Annotated in this window: 14 protein-coding genes; 8 read left to right on the top strand and 6 right to left on the bottom strand. The window is 73.0% G+C overall.

Annotation, left to right across the window (positions count from 1 at the left end; genetic code table 11):
- The first annotated feature begins 28 nt into the window (after positions 1 to 28).
- From IF129_RS17970 to IF129_RS17945, 6 genes are all read left to right on the top strand, one after another.
- The gene (locus IF129_RS17970) at positions 29 to 829 is read left to right on the top strand and encodes a cupin domain-containing protein (protein ID WP_191210712.1); all 801 of its coding nucleotides are present in this window, start codon (positions 29 to 31) and stop codon (positions 827 to 829) included.
- Positions 830 to 836: 7 nt separating this feature from the next.
- A complete protein-coding gene (gene asnB, locus IF129_RS17965) occupies positions 837 to 2666 on the top strand; it encodes an asparagine synthase (glutamine-hydrolyzing) (protein WP_191210711.1) in 1830 nt (609 codons plus the stop codon).
- The gene (locus IF129_RS17960) at positions 2663 to 3712 is read left to right on the top strand and encodes a PrpF domain-containing protein (RefSeq protein ID WP_191210710.1); all 1050 of its coding nucleotides are present in this window, start codon (positions 2663 to 2665) and stop codon (positions 3710 to 3712) included. The genes asnB and IF129_RS17960 overlap by 4 nt, the downstream gene beginning before the upstream one ends.
- Positions 3691 to 4836 (top strand): acyl-CoA dehydrogenase family protein, encoded by a 1146-nt coding sequence (locus IF129_RS17955; RefSeq protein WP_191210709.1) that lies wholly within the window; start codon positions 3691 to 3693, stop codon positions 4834 to 4836. The genes IF129_RS17960 and IF129_RS17955 overlap by 22 nt, the downstream gene beginning before the upstream one ends.
- A gap of 128 nt (positions 4837 to 4964) precedes the next feature.
- Positions 4965 to 6449, top strand: a complete 1485-nt coding sequence (locus tag IF129_RS17950) for a dihydroorotase (RefSeq protein ID WP_191210708.1) — start codon at positions 4965 to 4967, stop codon at positions 6447 to 6449.
- A gap of 112 nt (positions 6450 to 6561) precedes the next feature.
- Complete coding sequence (locus IF129_RS17945) at positions 6562 to 7218, top strand: DsbA family oxidoreductase (protein ID WP_191210707.1); 657 nt, start codon at positions 6562 to 6564, stop codon at positions 7216 to 7218.
- A 111-nt stretch (positions 7219 to 7329) separates the two neighbouring features.
- Here the strand turns inward: IF129_RS17945 and IF129_RS17940 are convergent, their stop codons facing one another.
- The 3 genes from IF129_RS17940 to IF129_RS17930 form a co-directional block, all read right to left on the bottom strand.
- Positions 7330 to 8739 carry an NAD(P)/FAD-dependent oxidoreductase gene (locus IF129_RS17940; protein WP_191210706.1) on the bottom strand — a complete coding sequence of 470 codons (1410 nt, stop codon included), beginning with the start codon at positions 8737 to 8739 and terminating at the stop codon, positions 7330 to 7332.
- A 428-nt stretch (positions 8740 to 9167) separates the two neighbouring features.
- On the bottom strand, positions 9168 to 10838 hold the full coding sequence (locus IF129_RS17935) for an AMP-binding protein (protein ID WP_191210705.1): 1671 nt from the start codon (positions 10836 to 10838) through the stop codon (positions 9168 to 9170).
- 48 nt (positions 10839 to 10886) lie between these two features.
- The gene (locus IF129_RS17930; protein WP_191210704.1) at positions 10887 to 11789 is read right to left on the bottom strand and encodes an MHYT domain-containing protein; all 903 of its coding nucleotides are present in this window, start codon (positions 11787 to 11789) and stop codon (positions 10887 to 10889) included.
- 100 nt (positions 11790 to 11889) lie between these two features.
- Here IF129_RS17930 and IF129_RS17925 point away from each other — a divergent pair, with 100 nt between their 5' ends.
- On the top strand, positions 11890 to 12159 hold the full coding sequence (locus IF129_RS17925; RefSeq protein ID WP_191210703.1) for a hypothetical protein: 270 nt from the start codon (positions 11890 to 11892) through the stop codon (positions 12157 to 12159).
- Entirely contained in the window at positions 12156 to 12425 is a 270-nt protein-coding gene (locus IF129_RS17920) for a type II toxin-antitoxin system RelE family toxin (RefSeq protein WP_191210702.1), read from the top strand. The genes IF129_RS17925 and IF129_RS17920 overlap by 4 nt, the downstream gene beginning before the upstream one ends.
- 10 nt (positions 12426 to 12435) lie before the next feature.
- On the opposite strand, the gene IF129_RS17915 is transcribed toward IF129_RS17920, so the two are convergent.
- From IF129_RS17915 to IF129_RS17905, 3 genes are all read right to left on the bottom strand, one after another.
- Positions 12436 to 13386 (bottom strand): Ppx/GppA phosphatase family protein, encoded by a 951-nt coding sequence (locus tag IF129_RS17915; RefSeq protein WP_191210701.1) that lies wholly within the window; start codon positions 13384 to 13386, stop codon positions 12436 to 12438.
- Positions 13383 to 13964, bottom strand: coding sequence for a DUF501 domain-containing protein (locus tag IF129_RS17910; protein ID WP_191210700.1), 582 nt, complete (start codon positions 13962 to 13964; stop codon positions 13383 to 13385). Before IF129_RS17910 ends, IF129_RS17915 begins: the two co-directional genes overlap by 4 nt.
- A gap of 72 nt (positions 13965 to 14036) precedes the next feature.
- Complete coding sequence (locus IF129_RS17905) at positions 14037 to 14528, bottom strand: FtsB family cell division protein (protein WP_191210699.1); 492 nt, start codon at positions 14526 to 14528, stop codon at positions 14037 to 14039.
- Between the last annotated feature and the right edge of the window lie 71 nt (positions 14529 to 14599).

Below are 14599 nucleotides of genomic sequence, written 5' to 3'. Positions count from 1 at the left end.
GGTACCCGAAGAACGAGAGGAACTCGCCATGACGCCCACCAGTACCGCAACGGCACGGGGTGCCGTGATCTCCGCGAGCGCGCTGGAGTTCCAGCCCCGTGAGGGCTGCTCCGTCGCCACCGCGGTCGGCCCGCACCTGGGCGCGCGGATCGTCCGCCTGGACGTCGTGCGCATACCGCCGGGCGGTGCCTGGCGACCGGAGGAGTCGGTCGCCGAGGAGAACGTCGTCGTGGTGTTCGCCGGCTCCGGCACCGCCGCGTCCGGTGCGGCGGAGCAGCGCGTCGAGCGGGCCGACACCGTCTACGCGCCGACCGGGGACGCCTACGGGCTGACGGCCGAGGACGCGGGCCTGACCGCCTACGTCTGGCACACCACCCTGCGCGCGGACCGCTCCCCCGGCACCGCGCCGCGCCGCTTCTCCCGGCTGTGGAACGAGGAGACCCAGCTGAAGGGCTTCACCGGCGTCGGGAACGACGAGGCGTCGGAGAAGACCGCCACGATGAACTTCCTCTTCTGGCCCGGCACGGGCTCGCCCCAACTGTGCCTGCACTGCGGCTTCATGCAACCCGGCGAGTACTTCAACGTGCACGTCCACCCGGAGAGCGAGGAGGCCTTCTTCGCCTTCGAGGGCGAGGGGCAGCTGCACCTGGACGGCGCGTGGTACGACGCCCGGCCCGGCGACGTGCTCTACGCGCCGCCCGGCGTGCCGCACGGCACGCGCCATCCCGTCGACGACCCCTCGGCCCCGCGCTTCGCCACCTGCGGCGGCCCCACTCCCTTCGACCCGGTCCTCTACGAGCGTGCCGGTGTATCGACAAAGGTTCGGTGATTGACAGATGTGCAGGATCTTCGGCCATTTCGACGCCCAGGCCACGCCCAACGAGTTGCGCGCCGTCGCCGCCGCCCAGCGGCACGGCGGGCCGGACGCCCAGACCCACCGCTGCGGCCAGGGCTGGGCACTGGGCAACAACCGCCTGGCCATCATGGACCTCGACGGCGGCGACCAGCCCTACACCCTGGGCCGGGACGTCATCGCCGTGTTCAACGGCGAGATCTACAACCACCACGAGCTGCGCGAGAAGCTGCGGGCCCGGGGCCACCACTTCACCGACACCTGCGACGGCTCCGTCATCCCCGCCCTCTACGCCGAGTACGGACCGGACTTCGCCGAGCACCTGGACGGCATGTACTCGATCGCGCTGGTGGACCTGCGCGGCGAGCCCACGCTGTGGCTGGTGACCGACGAGGTCGGCATGAAGCCGCTGTACTACCACTGGGACGCCGCCCGCCGGCACCTGTACTTCGCCTCCGAACTCCCGGCGCTGCTGTCCTTCCGCACCGTGCGCGCGACGCCGTGGGAGGGCGGGCTGGACGCCTACCTCGCCACGAAGACGCCGTTCGGCGAGCAGACCATGTTCGAGGGCGTCCGCGTGCTGCCGCCCGCCGTGACGGTGAAGGTGACGCGCGACGGCGGCCTGAACATGACCACCCGGGCGGTCACCGGAGCGGCCCGCTCCCCGCACTGCTCGGAGCCGGAGGCAGCCGCCCACGTCCTCGACCTGCTGCGCACCGAGACGCACCGGCTCACCGAGGCCGACGTCCCCGTGTCCGCCATCACCAGCGGCGGCCTGGACTCCAGCTTCGTCACCGTGCTGGCCGCCGAGAAGGTGCGCGACCTGCACTCCTTCAACATCGCCTACACCGGCACCTGGCCGTCCGACGAGCGGGCGTTCGCCCGTGAGGTGGCCGAGTACGCCGGCACCCGGCACCACCAGGTGGAGATCGACCCGGCCACCTTCCCGTCGCTGCTCGCCGACGTCGTCTGGCACCTCGGCCAGCCCAACGCCGACCCGATCACCCTGAGCACCCACGCGCTGTTCGCCGCCGTGCGCGACGCCGGGTTCAAGGTCGCCATCACCGGTGACGCCGCCGACGAGCTGTTCGGCGGCTACGACCGCATCTACAAGGCCGTCCACGCCCCCTTCGGCACGGACTGGGTGCCCGCCTACGTCGAGGCGCTGGCGGCGGTGCCGTCCACGCTGCGGGAGCGGCTCTACACCTCCGACTACCGGTCCTTCGTCGCGGACCACGGCTCGGTCTCGGAGGAGATCGCCGAGGAGCTGCGGGCGAGCACGGAGCCGGACACGATGTCGACGCTCACCGCGTTCGAGATCGGCCGGCGGCTGCCGTCCTACCACCTGCGCCGCGTCGACCACCTGAGCATGTCCGCCTCCGTCGAGGTGCGGCTGCCGTTCTGCCAGCCCAGCGTCGTGCGCTACGCCCGCACCCTGCGGGCCGGCCTCAAGGTGGCCGACGGCAAGCGCAAGCGCGTCCTGTACGCGGCGGCGGACGGGCGGCTGCCCGCCTCCGTCATCAACCGTCCCAAGCAGCCCTTCACGCTGCCCGTCACCGCGATGCTCCAGCCGGGCCAGGCGCTCATGGAGTACGCGCGCGACCTGCTCGCCCCCAGCCGGCTGCGCCACCGGGGCCAGCTCGACCCGCAGCAGGTCGAGGCCCTCTTCCAGGCCCAGGCGACGACCCCCAACGACCGGGCCTCGATGGCGATCTGGTCCCTCATGGTCCACGAACTGTGGCTGGAGCAGTTCTGCTCGGCCACCCCCGCACAGCGCGTGCTCGACGACCGAGTCCCGGAGGTGGCGGTGTGATCGGATACATCGCGCGTGCCGTGGGAGCCCCCACTCCCACGCTCGTGCTGGACCAACGGCAACTGCCCAAGGACAACGCGGAGCTGCGCCCGGTGCTCACCCGCGTGCGCGAGTGGCTGGAGGAGCACGGACGCGAGGACATCCTGAAGTTCGCCCTGGTCGCGCCGTCCGAACACCCCCTGTACGACCTGGACTACCGGTTCGTGCAGGGGCTGCCGACCGGCGTCGACCGGTTCGACTTCAACGGCAACTGCGGCCACTCGATCCTGGCGTCGGTGGTCGCGGCCGACGGCCAGGCGTGGCTCCCCCGGCTCGCGCCCGGCGGCCGGGTCCGGGTGCGGGTGCTGAACAACGGCGACCAGGTCGTCGTCGAGGTCGACGAGGCGCGGCGGCGCAGCGGCAGCTTCACCGTGCACTTCCTCCAGGACGCCGGGGCCCGGCTGGACGACCTCCTGCTCACCGGCAACCCCGTCGACCAGCTCCTGACGCCGAGCGGCGTCCAGGCCGCGTCCCTGGTCTCCATGGGCAACCCCTACGTCTTCGTCGACGCCCGGGAACTGGGCCTGGACACCGAGGAGAAGCTCTTCGGCGCCGGCGACGAAACGTTCGCCCAGATGCTGGAGATCCGCGTCGCCGCCGCCGAACTGCTCCAGTGGCCCACCGACGGCGTCTTCCCGAAGATCGCCGCCGTCGGCGGATACACCCCCGGACGGCTGGCCGTCCGGGCGATCTCGGTGCCCAAGTGGCACCCCAGCATCGCCCTGACCGGCACCACCTGCCTGGCCGGCGCCGCCAGCATCCCCGGCACCGTGCCCGAGCGGCTGGCCCGCGAGGCGGGGCTCCAGCGCGGCGTCATCGAGATCGACACCCCCGGCGGGTCCACCGCCGCCGCCGCGTCCGTGGCCGGGCGGGGGGACGGCGCCGACACCCTGCACTGGGTCAGCGTCAGCCGCAAGCTGGCCCAGCTCGACGAGCCGCACTGCATCGGCTCGCTGAAGAACTACGACTACAAGGAGGAAACGGCATGGCAACCGCTGACGGTCTGACCCGGCCGGCCGTCCCCAGCCGGACGGAACTCGCCGGGCGTTACGCGGAGCTGTGCGAGACCCTGCGGCGCTGCGCGCCGCAGGCGGACACCGACGACGCCCTGCCGGAGGCGGTGTTCGAGGCACTGCGCTCCTCGGGAATCCTCGGCGCCGCGATCGCCACCGAGTACGGCGGCCACGGCGGGGACGCCGAGCTGACCAACCGGCTCATCGAACTCGTCGCCACCGCCGACCCGTCGGTCGCCATCATCCTGTTCCAGCACTACGCCGTGAGTGCCCGCATCAGCGAGTGGGGCACCCCCGCGCAGCGGGACCGGTACCTGCCGAAGCTGGCGGACGGCTCCTGGATCGCGGCCTCCGCCTGGAGCGAGTCGGGCGCCGGAGCCGACAAGCGCAACCTGGCCACCCGGGCGCGCAGGGTGGACGGCGCCTGGGTGCTCGACGGCGCCAAGACCTTCACCACCGGCGCCGGCCTCGCCCAGGTCTACCTCGTGCTCGCCCAGTCCTCAGAGCCGACGCGGACGATCTCCACCTACGGCAGCGACGGGCAGACCTTCTACCTCATCGAGGCCGACAACCCCGGACTCGTCGCCAACACGGGCATGGACCTCGTCGGCATGCGGGCCTCCGCCACCGGCTTCGTCGAGCTGGCGGGCTGCCGGGTGGCCGACTCCGCCGTCCTCGGCCCGGTGGGCGACGCGGTGCGCATCATCGCCGGCGTCCGCGAGTCCGGGGCCACCCTCGGCGCGGTCTCCCTGGGCATCGCCGAAGCGGCGTACCGACTCGCCTACACACACGCCGTCCGGCGGGGCCTCGACGGCCAACAGGCCGTCCGCTTCCGGCTGGTGGACCTGGAGGCCAAGGTCTGCGCCGCCCGTGCGCTGGTGGACAGCTCCGGCCGCCGGGACACCGCCGACCCCGGCGTCACCACCCTGCACAGCAAGCTGCACGCCTCCCAGGTCTCCGAGGAGGTCACCGCCGAGGCGCTGCGGCTGCTGGGCAGCGCCGGGTTCCTGCGGGACCACCCGCTGAACAAGCTGGCCCGGGACGCCCGCGCGGTGGGCCTGATGGGACCGATCAACGACCTCTGCCGGGAGCTGGTGAGCGCCCCCTGGACGTCCTGACGCCCTGACGCCCCGCGCGGCCGCGCGTCCACACGTCCGCGCGGGAACGGCACCAACCGCACGAGACCCGCACCACGACACGGAACGCCGAACGGCGGGCGCGCCCGCCGCACACGACAGGAGGAGCGGTGAGCACTAACCACGATCTCGTCATCACCGGTGCACGGGTGGTGACACCCGACGGGGTGCACGACGGTGGAGTGGCGGTGTCGGGGGAGCGGATCGCCACGATCTTCGCCGCCGGCTCGGCCCCGACGGGCGAGCGGACGATCGACGCGGGCGGCCGGTACCTGCTGCCCGGACTGATCGACTCGCACGTCCACTTCCGCACCCCCGGTCTCACCCACAAGGAGGACTGGGCGCACGGCAGCCGGGCCGCCGCGGCGGGCGGCGTCACGACCGTGATCGACATGCCCAACACCGAGCCGCCGCTCGTCGAGCCGGAGGCGGCGGCGGACAAGGCGGCCCTGGTCGCGGGCCACTCGCTCGTCGACTACCGGTTCCACATGGGCGTCACCGTCGACAGCGTGGAGAACCTGCGGCGGCTCGAACCCCGGCAGGCCACCACGGTCAAGGTCTTCATGACCGGCCACCACACCGCGCCCAACATCATCCGCGACCCGGTGGTGCTGGACCGCATCTTCGCCATCGCCGCCGAACACGGCATCCGGCTGGTGCTGCACGCCGAGGACGACGGCGTCTTCTCGCTGATCGACGAGTCCCAGGAGCCCCCGGCCGGCTACGACGCCTACGAGTCCGCGCACCCGCGCAGCGGCGGCATCGTCGCCTCCTCCCGCGTCATCGACCTCGTCCGCAAGTACGGCACCGCGGCGCACATCCTGCACGTCTCCTCCTCCGAGGAGTCGGACATGCTGAAGGCCGCCAACCGGATCGGCCTGCCGATCACCTACGAGGTCACCCCGCACCACCTGTCCTTCTCCGCACCCGACACCCAGCGGCTGGGGGCCCGCATCCGACTGCGCCCCGCGATCCGCTGCCTGAAGGACCAGGGACGGCTGTGGGAGGCCGTCATGGACGGCGGCGTCGCCACCATCGGCAGCGACCACGCGCCGCACACCAAGGAGGAGAAGGTCCTCGCCGTCGCGGACGCCCCGCCCGGGCTGCCCGGCACCCAGGAGATGCTCCTCGCCCTGCACACCGGCATGCGGCGCCGCTACCCGGAGATGCCGCAGGACGAGGTCATGGTCCGCATCGCCCGGGTCGCCGCCGAGCGTCCCGCCGAGCTGTTCGGGCTGACGGCCCGCAAGGGCCGCATCGCCGTCGGGCTGGACGCCGACTTCTCGGTCTTCGACCCGGACACGACGTGGATCATGTCCGCCGAGCACGCCCAGGCGAAGGTCGGCTGGTCGGCGTACGAGGGCTGGACCTTCACCGGCCGCCCCGAACTGACCGTCCGGCGCGGCGAGATCGTCTACGACGGCCGGGAGGAGACGCCCCGCTTCGGCACCCCGACCGGGATCTGGCTGGACGCCGAGCGCCCCGTCCTCCCCGACCCGGTGCCCTCCGAGCACGCCACGGCCGTCCCGCCGCCGCCCCCGGCCCAGCCGCGCGCGGCGGAGTCGGCGGCGGACACCGACCGCGTCAGGCTCTGACGCCCACCCTCCCGGCCACCCTCCCCGGCCGGGCCGCGCGCCGTCGCGGCGGACCCCGCTCCGCCGCGACGGCGCGCGCGGCACGTCACCCCCACGCCGAACAGGAGCACCGATGCGTACCGACGCCCACCGCATCACCGTCTACTCGGACATCGGCTGCCCCTGGGCCTCCCTGGCCCTGCACCACCTGCGGCGGGCCGCCCGCGAGGAGGGCGTCGAACCGGCCGTCGACCACCGCGCGTTCCCCCTGGAGCTGTTCAACGCCCGCCCCACGCCCAAGCACATCCTCGACCCGGAGGTCGCCGCCGTCGCGGCGGTCGAGCCCGCCCTGCGCTGGCGGCCCTGGAGCCGTCCGGACGCCGAGTACGCCGTGACCACGCTGCTCGCCATGGAGGCCGTGCAGGCCGTCAAGCACCTCGACGGGTACGCCGCGAGCGACCAGCTCGACGCCGCACTGCGGCACGCCCTCTACGCCGAGTCCCGCTGCGTCAGCGTGCACACCGAGGTCGTCGCCGTCGCGGCACGGTGCCCGCTCGTGGACGCCGCACGCCTGGAGGACGCGCTGCGCCGGGGCACCCACCGGGCCGACGTCTTCGCCCAGTGGGAGGAGTCCCGGAGCCCGGCCGTCCAGGGCAGCCCGCACCTCTTCCTCCCCGACGGCTCCGACGTCCACAACCCCGGCATCGCCTTCACCTGGCCCGACGGCGCCCCCGCCCCCGTGATCACCGCCTACGACCCCTCGGTGTGGAACCGCCTGGTGAAGCGCTGAGCACCCCGGGCACGCCGCAGGGGCCGCCCTCCCCACGGATGGAGGGCGGCCCCTGCGGGCGTGCTGCCGGGCTCTGCGGCTCCGGCTCCTCGGCTCTCTCGCCGCGCGCCGCTACGAGGCGCGGGCCTTGGTGCGGTCGGCGTCCTTCGCCCCGGCGTCCTTCGCTCCGGCGGACGCCGCGGCCGGAACCGGGCGGGCGGCCTCGTAGAACTCCTCGCGCGGGTTCTCCATCGCGCCGAGCGAGACGACCTCGCGCTTGAGGAACATGCCGAGCGTCCAGTCGGCGAAGACGCGGATCTTGCGGTTCCACGTCGGGACGGCCATGCCGTGGTACGCGCGGTGCATGTACCAGGCCAGGCGGCCCTTGAGCCGGATCTTGGACTTGCCGACGACGATCATCGCGACGCCCTTGTGCAGGCCGAGACCGGCCACCGCACCCTTGTTGGCGTGCTTGTAGTCGCCCTGCGGGAAGCCCCGCAGCCCCGAGATCACGTTGTCGCCGAGCACCTTGGCCTGGCGCAGCGCGTGCTGGGCGTTCGGCGGGCACCAGGCGTTCTCGACGCCCGCCGCGCGCGCGGCGAGGTCGGGGATCTGCGCGTTGTCGCCGGCGGCCCAGATGTAGTCGGTGCCGGTGACCTGGAGGGTCGGCTGGGTGTCGACGTGGCCGCGCGGACCGAGCGGCAGGCCGTAGCGGGAGAGCACCGGGTTGGGCTTGACGCCGGCGGTCCACACGATGGTGTTGGAGTCCGCCTCCAGGCCGTTGTTCAGGACCACGTGACCGTCGACGCAGGAGTCCATGCCGGTCTTGAGGTAGACCTCGACACCGCGCTTCTGGAGGTGCTCCAGGCCCCACGTGCCGAGCTCCGGGCCGACCTCGGGGAGGATCTTGTCGGCCACGTCGACGAGGATGAACCGCATGTCCTCGCGCTTGATGCTCGGGTAGTACTTCGCGGCGTCCCGTGCCAGGTCCTCGACCTCGCCGACCGTCTCGGCACCGGCGAACCCGCCGCCGACGAAGACGAAGGTCAGCGCCTTGCGGCGGATCTCCTCGTCCTGCGTGGAGTCGGCCTTGTCGAGCTGCTCCAGGACGTGGTTGCGCAGGCCGATGGCCTCCTCGACGCCCTTCATGCCGATGCCCTGCTCGGCCAGACCGGGGATCGGGAAGGTGCGGGAGACGGCGCCGAGCGCGACGACGAGGTAGTCGAAGGGCAGCTCGTAGGCCTCGCCGACCAGCGGGGTGACGGTGGCCGCCTTCCGGTCCTGGTCGATCTCCGTCACCCGGCCGGTGAGGACCTCCGCCTTGGGCAGCACGCGGCGCAGCGGCACCACGACGTGGCGGGGGGAGATGGAGCCGGCGGCGGCTTCGGGGAGGAAGGGCTGGTACGTCATGTAGGAGCGCGGGTCGACGACGGTCACCGTCGCCTCGCCGTACCGCATCTTCTTCAGTATGCGGCGCGCTGCGTACAGACCGACGTACCCACCACCTACGACGAGGATTCGAGGACGCTCCGTGGTGCTCATGCCATCGAGTATCCAGCACCTGATCGGGCCACGCTCGTGAGCCCCTTCACAAGCACTTCCGCCGGTTCTGCTACACTCCGCCGCCCCGTGACCGGAGCCACATCCGGACCCGGGAACCCACCGATCTCACCGCACGTTGCACCCCCGCCGTGAGCTGCGAGATTGCCGCCGCGAGGCGCGGAACCCCGGTCAGCGGAAACGGACTTCCACACCTGCGAAACGCAGCCGACCGCCGTCCGCGACCTCCACAAGAGCGCTCAGCACTCCCCGAAATCAACGATTCCGGCCCCGCAGGGCACTTTTCCTTGTGAAGAACTTCACGAACTTTCCCGCGCGGACGGGCGCGGCGGCGTCCACGAGCGGCCGACGGGACGCCTCCGGCGCCCTCCCGTACCCCTCCCCGATCCGTACCCGGGCCCCACCACCGCTCAGACCTCGCCCTCGCGGTACTCGGCCTCCGAACCACGGGCCGTGGCCTCCCGCAGCTCCACCCGGCGGATCTTCCCCGAGACCGTCTTCGGCAGCTCCGCGAACTCGATGCGCCGGACCCGCTGGTACGGCGCGAGCACCGCGCGGGAGTGCGCGAACAGCGCCCGCGCCGTCTCCGGACCGGGCTCCCAGCCCGCCGCCAGGACGACGTACGCCTTCGGCACCGCCAGCCGCACCGGGTCCGGCGCGGGCACGACGGCCGCCTCCGCCACCGCCTCGTGCTCCAGCAGCGCGCTCTCCAGCTCGAAAGGACTGATCTTGTAGTCGGACGCCTTGAACACGTCGTCCGCCCGGCCCACGTACGTCACGTAGCCGTCGGCGTCCCGGGCCCCGATGTCGCCCGTGCGGTAGAAGCCGTCCGCCATGACCGAGGCCGTGCGCTCGCCGTCCCCGTGGTAGCCCGTCATGAGCCCGACGGGCCGCCGCGCGAGATCCAGGGCGATCTCACCCTCCGCCGCTCCCGGCTCCCCGGTCACCGGGTCGAGCAGTTCCACCGCGTAGCCGGGGCACGGCCGTCCCATCGACCCCGGCTTGAGCCGCTGGCCCGGGGTGTTGGCGACCTGCACCGTGGTCTCCGTCTGCCCGAAGCCGTCCCGGATGACGACGCCCCAGCCCCGCCGCACCGCCTCGATGACCTCCGGGTTGAGCGGCTCCCCGGCCGCCACCACCTCGCGCGGGGGCGTTCGCAGCAGCCCCAGGTCCGCCTGGATGAGCATGCGCCACACGGTGGGCGGCGCGCAGAAGGACGTCACCCCGACGCGGTCCATCTCCGCCATCAGCCGGACCGGGTCGAACCGGCCGTAGTGGTGGATGAAGACCGTCGCCTCGGCGTTCCACGGCGCGAACAGGTTGGACCAGGCGTGTTTCGCCCACCCGGGCGAGGAGATGTTGAGGTGCACGTCCCCCGGGCGCAGCCCGATCCAGTACATCGTGGACAGGTGGCCCACCGGGTAGGAGACGTGGGTGTGCTCCACCAGCTTCGGCCGGGACGTCGTCCCCGAGGTGAAGTACAGCAGCAGCGGGTCGTGCGCGTGGGTGACGCCGTCCGGCTCGAAGGCGTCCTCCGCCGCCTCCGCCTCCGCGTACGACCGCCACCCCTCGACGGGCGCCCCCGTCGCGACGCGCGTGTACGCGCCCGGCACGGCGTCGAACTTCCCGGCGTCCTCCGACCGCACGACGACGTGCCGCACCCCGCCGCGCGCGACCCGGTCCCGCAGGTCGGCGGGACCGAGCTGCGGAGTGGCCGGGATGACGACCGCGCGCAGCTTCATCGCCGCCAGCGCCGTCTCCCACAGCTCCACCTGGTTGCCCAGCATGACCAGCACCCGGTCCCCGGCCGCCACCCCCACGCCGCGCAGCCAGTTGGCCACCCGCGCCGAGCGGCGGGACATCTCCGCGAAGGAGACCCTGACCTCGCTGCCGTCCTCCTCGACGACGTGCAGCGCCGTCGCCCCGTTGCCCTCGGCGATGACGTCGAACCAGTCCAGCGCCCAGTTGAACCGCTCCGGACGCGGCCACCGGAACCCCGCGTACGCCGCCGCGTAGTCCTCCCGGTGTCGCAGCAGGAAGTCCCGCGCCGCCCGGAACTCCCCCGTCACCCCGTCACCCATACGCCCTCCTCGTCCCGTCGGCCTACGCCGGCACCACGAGGAATGCTCTCACCGCGGGGCTCTCTGGTCGTGGGTGGCGTTCCGGTCCGGCCGGGGCGACCAGGCGGGCCGGTTGTCGCGCTCGGCGCGGTGCGCGCCGGCCCGCGGACGCGCCGGGGCCGACTCCGGGCCGCGGCCCCGGGAGGCCGCGCTCGGCGAACCGTTTCTTCTGCCGTCGGTGTCGCCGGCGACGAACAGGGGATCCATGACGACGATGGCCGTGGCCAGGATGAGGAAGACGACCGGGCCCAGCAGCATGGGCAGCAGCAGCGACACCGGCGTGGCCCCGTCCCCGGTGGCGGGGGCGTTGTGGAGGTGGACGCTGACGGCCGCCATGCCGGTGTAGTGCATGCCGGAGATGGCCACACCCATCACCAGGCTGGCGCCGAGCGAGGAGGCGAAGCCCCGGATGGACACGGCCGCCCACAGCGCGGCGATGGCGGCGCCGAGGGCGATGGCCACCGACAAGGCGACGATGAACGGGTCGTACCGGAGGCTCCCCGGCAGGTGCATGGCGTACATGCCGAGGTAGTGCATGGCGGCCACGCCCAGGCCGGTGATCGCTCCGGCCGACACGAGCGTGACGACCCCCGCGCCCCGGTAGCCGACGATGAACACGCCGATGCCGACCACGACGATCGCCACGGCCAGACTCAGCACGGTCACCGCCACGTCGTAGCGGATGGGTGCTTCCTCGATCTGGAAGCCGGTCATGGCGATGAAGTGCATCGTCCAGATGCCGCAGCCGATGCAGGCCGCCCCCAGCGCCAGCCACCCGGGCTTCCAGCCCTGCTGGTAGTGCACGCACCGCGCCACGCACCGCAGGCCCAGCGCGCTGCCCAGCACGGCCATCAGGTACCCGGCGACCGGGGTGACGGCGCCGTAGCTGAAACCGTCGATCGTACCGTTCATGATCCCTCTCAGCTTTACTTTCCCTTGGGGAAATCTCACGCATTCCGCAGAGCAGCGGAAGACCCGACCGGCAAAAATAGGTGAATGTTGTACTAACGTGATGGATGAGCGCGCGTCAGCGCACAACTCCCGCGACACGGACGGCGACCCGGTGCCGGTCGGCACCACTGCGCGGACCTCGGCGAGCCGCCGCAACGGTGTTCCGGTTGCCGCAGTCGTGCCGATCGCCGACTTCCAAGCCTTGGAAGACGCGGCCGACGTGTTGCCGGCCCGCGAAGCGGAAGCGGTTCTGGCCGGTGGCGAACCCACCATCTCCATGGCCGAGCTGCCGGCGGACCTGTTCAGCGAGCGCGGTGAAGGCGCCGCGTGACGTACGCGTTCCGGTTCACCACGGCGGCACAGCGGCAGATCCGGGCCGTCGACCGGCCCGAAGCCATGCGCGTCCTGACCGCACCGACCGCTCTGGGCGACGATCCGTACCGCGAGGACGCCGACGTCAAGAAGCTGGCCGGCCCCTCGGGGCTCGACCGGCTCCGCGTCGGCAACCACAGGGTCGCGTACCAGATCAACGACGGTGAACTCATCGTCCTCGTCGTCAAGGTGGGCGACCGGCGGGACGTCCACCGCAATCCGTAGCGCCCTCCTCCTACCGCGCGTCGAGTGCCGTGTGGAAGGCGATGCCGTCGAGGATGTCGTGTTCGGAGACGACGACCTCCTCGGCGCCGGAGCGCTCCATGACCGCCTGGAGGATGACGGCGCCGGCCGCGATGACGTCGACGCGGCCGGGGTGCATGACGGGGATGGCGGCGCGCTCGGCGTGGGTGGAGTGGACGAGCCGGTCGGTGATCTCGCGCACCCGGTCCAGGGAGACGCGGGCGTGGTGGGTGGCGGCCGGGTCGTAGGCGGGGAGGTCCAGGGCGATGGCGGCGACCGTGGTGACGGACCCGGCCAGGCCCACCAGGGTGCGGGCGGAGGTCAGCGGGACGGTCTTCTCGGCGGTGGTGAGGGCCGCGTCCACGTCGGCCCGTATGGCGGCGATCTGCTCGGCCGTGGGCGGGTCGGTGACGGCGCCGTCGCGGACGAGGTGACGCTCGGTCATGCGGACGCAGCCGATGTCGACGCTGCGGGCCGCGCTCACCCCGTCGGTGCCGACGACGAGTTCGGTGGAGCCGCCGCCGATGTCGGTGACGAGGTAGGGCGTGTCCAGGCCCGCGCCGGTGAGCTCCTTGGTGGCGCCGGTGAAGGAGAACGCGGCCTCCTGATCGCCGGTGACGACCTCGGGTTCGACGCCGAGGATGTCGACGACGCCGCGCACGAAGGCGTCGCGGTTCTCCGCGTCGCGGGAGGCCGAGGTGGCGACGAAGCGGACCCGGGCGGCGTCCAGGGAGCGGATGACCTCGGCGTACTCGCGGCAGGCGGCGAAGGTGCGCTCCAACGCCTCGGGGGCGAGCCGGCCGGTGCGGTCGACGTCCTGGCCGAGCCGGACGACCCGCATGCGGCGGTCCAGCTCGGTGAAGGCGCCGGTGGCGGGGTCGAGGTCGGCGACGAGCAGGCGGATGGAGTTCGTGCCGCAGTCGACGGCGGCGACGCGGGTCATCGGTCGCTCCCCTCGGAGTCGGACGCGGAACCGGAGTCGGGTGCGGGGCCGGTCCCGCCCGCCGGGGCGGCGGGGACGCAGGAGCCCTTGCGCCACCACTCCGGGAGCATGGCCAGGGCCTCGTCGCCCAGCGGGTTGACGCCCGGACCGGCGGCGAGGGAGTGGCCGACCAGGACGTGCAGGCACTTGACCCGGTCCGGCATGCCGCCCGCGCTGGGGAAGCCCTCCAGGACCTCGATGGCGTCGCGGCGGGCGAGGTAGTCCTCGTGGGCGGCGCGGTAGGCGGCGGCCAGCTCGGGGTCGGTGGCGAGGCGCGCCGTCATCTCCTTCATGACGCCCTCGGCCTCCAGCGTGCCGATCGCGGAGGCCGCGCGGGGGCAGGTCAGGTAGTACGTCGTCGGGAAGGGGGTGCCGTCCTCCAGCCGGGGGGCCGTCTCGACGACGTCGGGCTGTCCGCAGGGGCAGCGGTGGGCGATGGCCCGCAGGCCGCGCGGCGGCCGGCCGAGCTGCGCCTTGAAGGCGGCGACGTCCGCCTCGGTGGGCGGCGTGGGTTCGGTCGGGGGCGGCGGAGTGTCCATGGCGGGCGGCGCGTCTTTCCGGCGTGGGCGGTCGGGTGGTCGGGTGGGGCGGCGGGTCGGGAGACGGCGGGGTCAGGGGCGGTCGGCGCGGTCGAGGCCGTCGAAGAAGGTGCGGTACCAGGCGCGGTCGGCCGTCTCGCGGTCCGCTTCCTGCCGCTCGCGGCGGTCGGCCTCGTCGTCGGCGTTCCCCTGGACGATGTAGCCGGTCTCCCCGGCTCGGACGTAGTGCAGGTGCTCGCGCGCGAGTCGTTCGACGTAGGCGGGGTCCTGGAGGCGGGCCTTCAGCTCGCGCAGCTCCGCGACGCGTTCCTCGGTCTCGCTCAGCTTGCGGCGCTCCTCGGCGATGTCGGAGCGCTGGGAGACGTAGGTGCGCGTGGGGTAGGCGAGCGCGACGACCAGGGAGCACAGGACGAGCGCGAGCAGCGCGGCGCGGCCGGTGAGCCGGCTGCGCCGCGGACCGTGCCGCAGCCGCCGGTTCTGCGCGCGGTAGACCCGCGCGGCGGCCTGCTCGCCCAGGGCCCTGAGCCGGGTGGCGGTGGAGAACCGTTCCCGTTCCGCGGCCACGTCGCCTCCCGAGGGTCGCGTGCGGATGGTGCGTGCGAGCGGCCGCGTCCCGTCCCGCCGGCGGTGGCCGG

Source organism: Streptomyces chumphonensis (assembly GCF_014779715.1).
Taxonomy (GTDB): domain Bacteria; phylum Actinomycetota; class Actinomycetes; order Streptomycetales; family Streptomycetaceae; genus Streptomyces; species Streptomyces chumphonensis.
The sequence above is the reverse complement of the archived record's forward strand: the minus strand, read 5'-3'. Positions and strand labels throughout refer to the sequence as shown.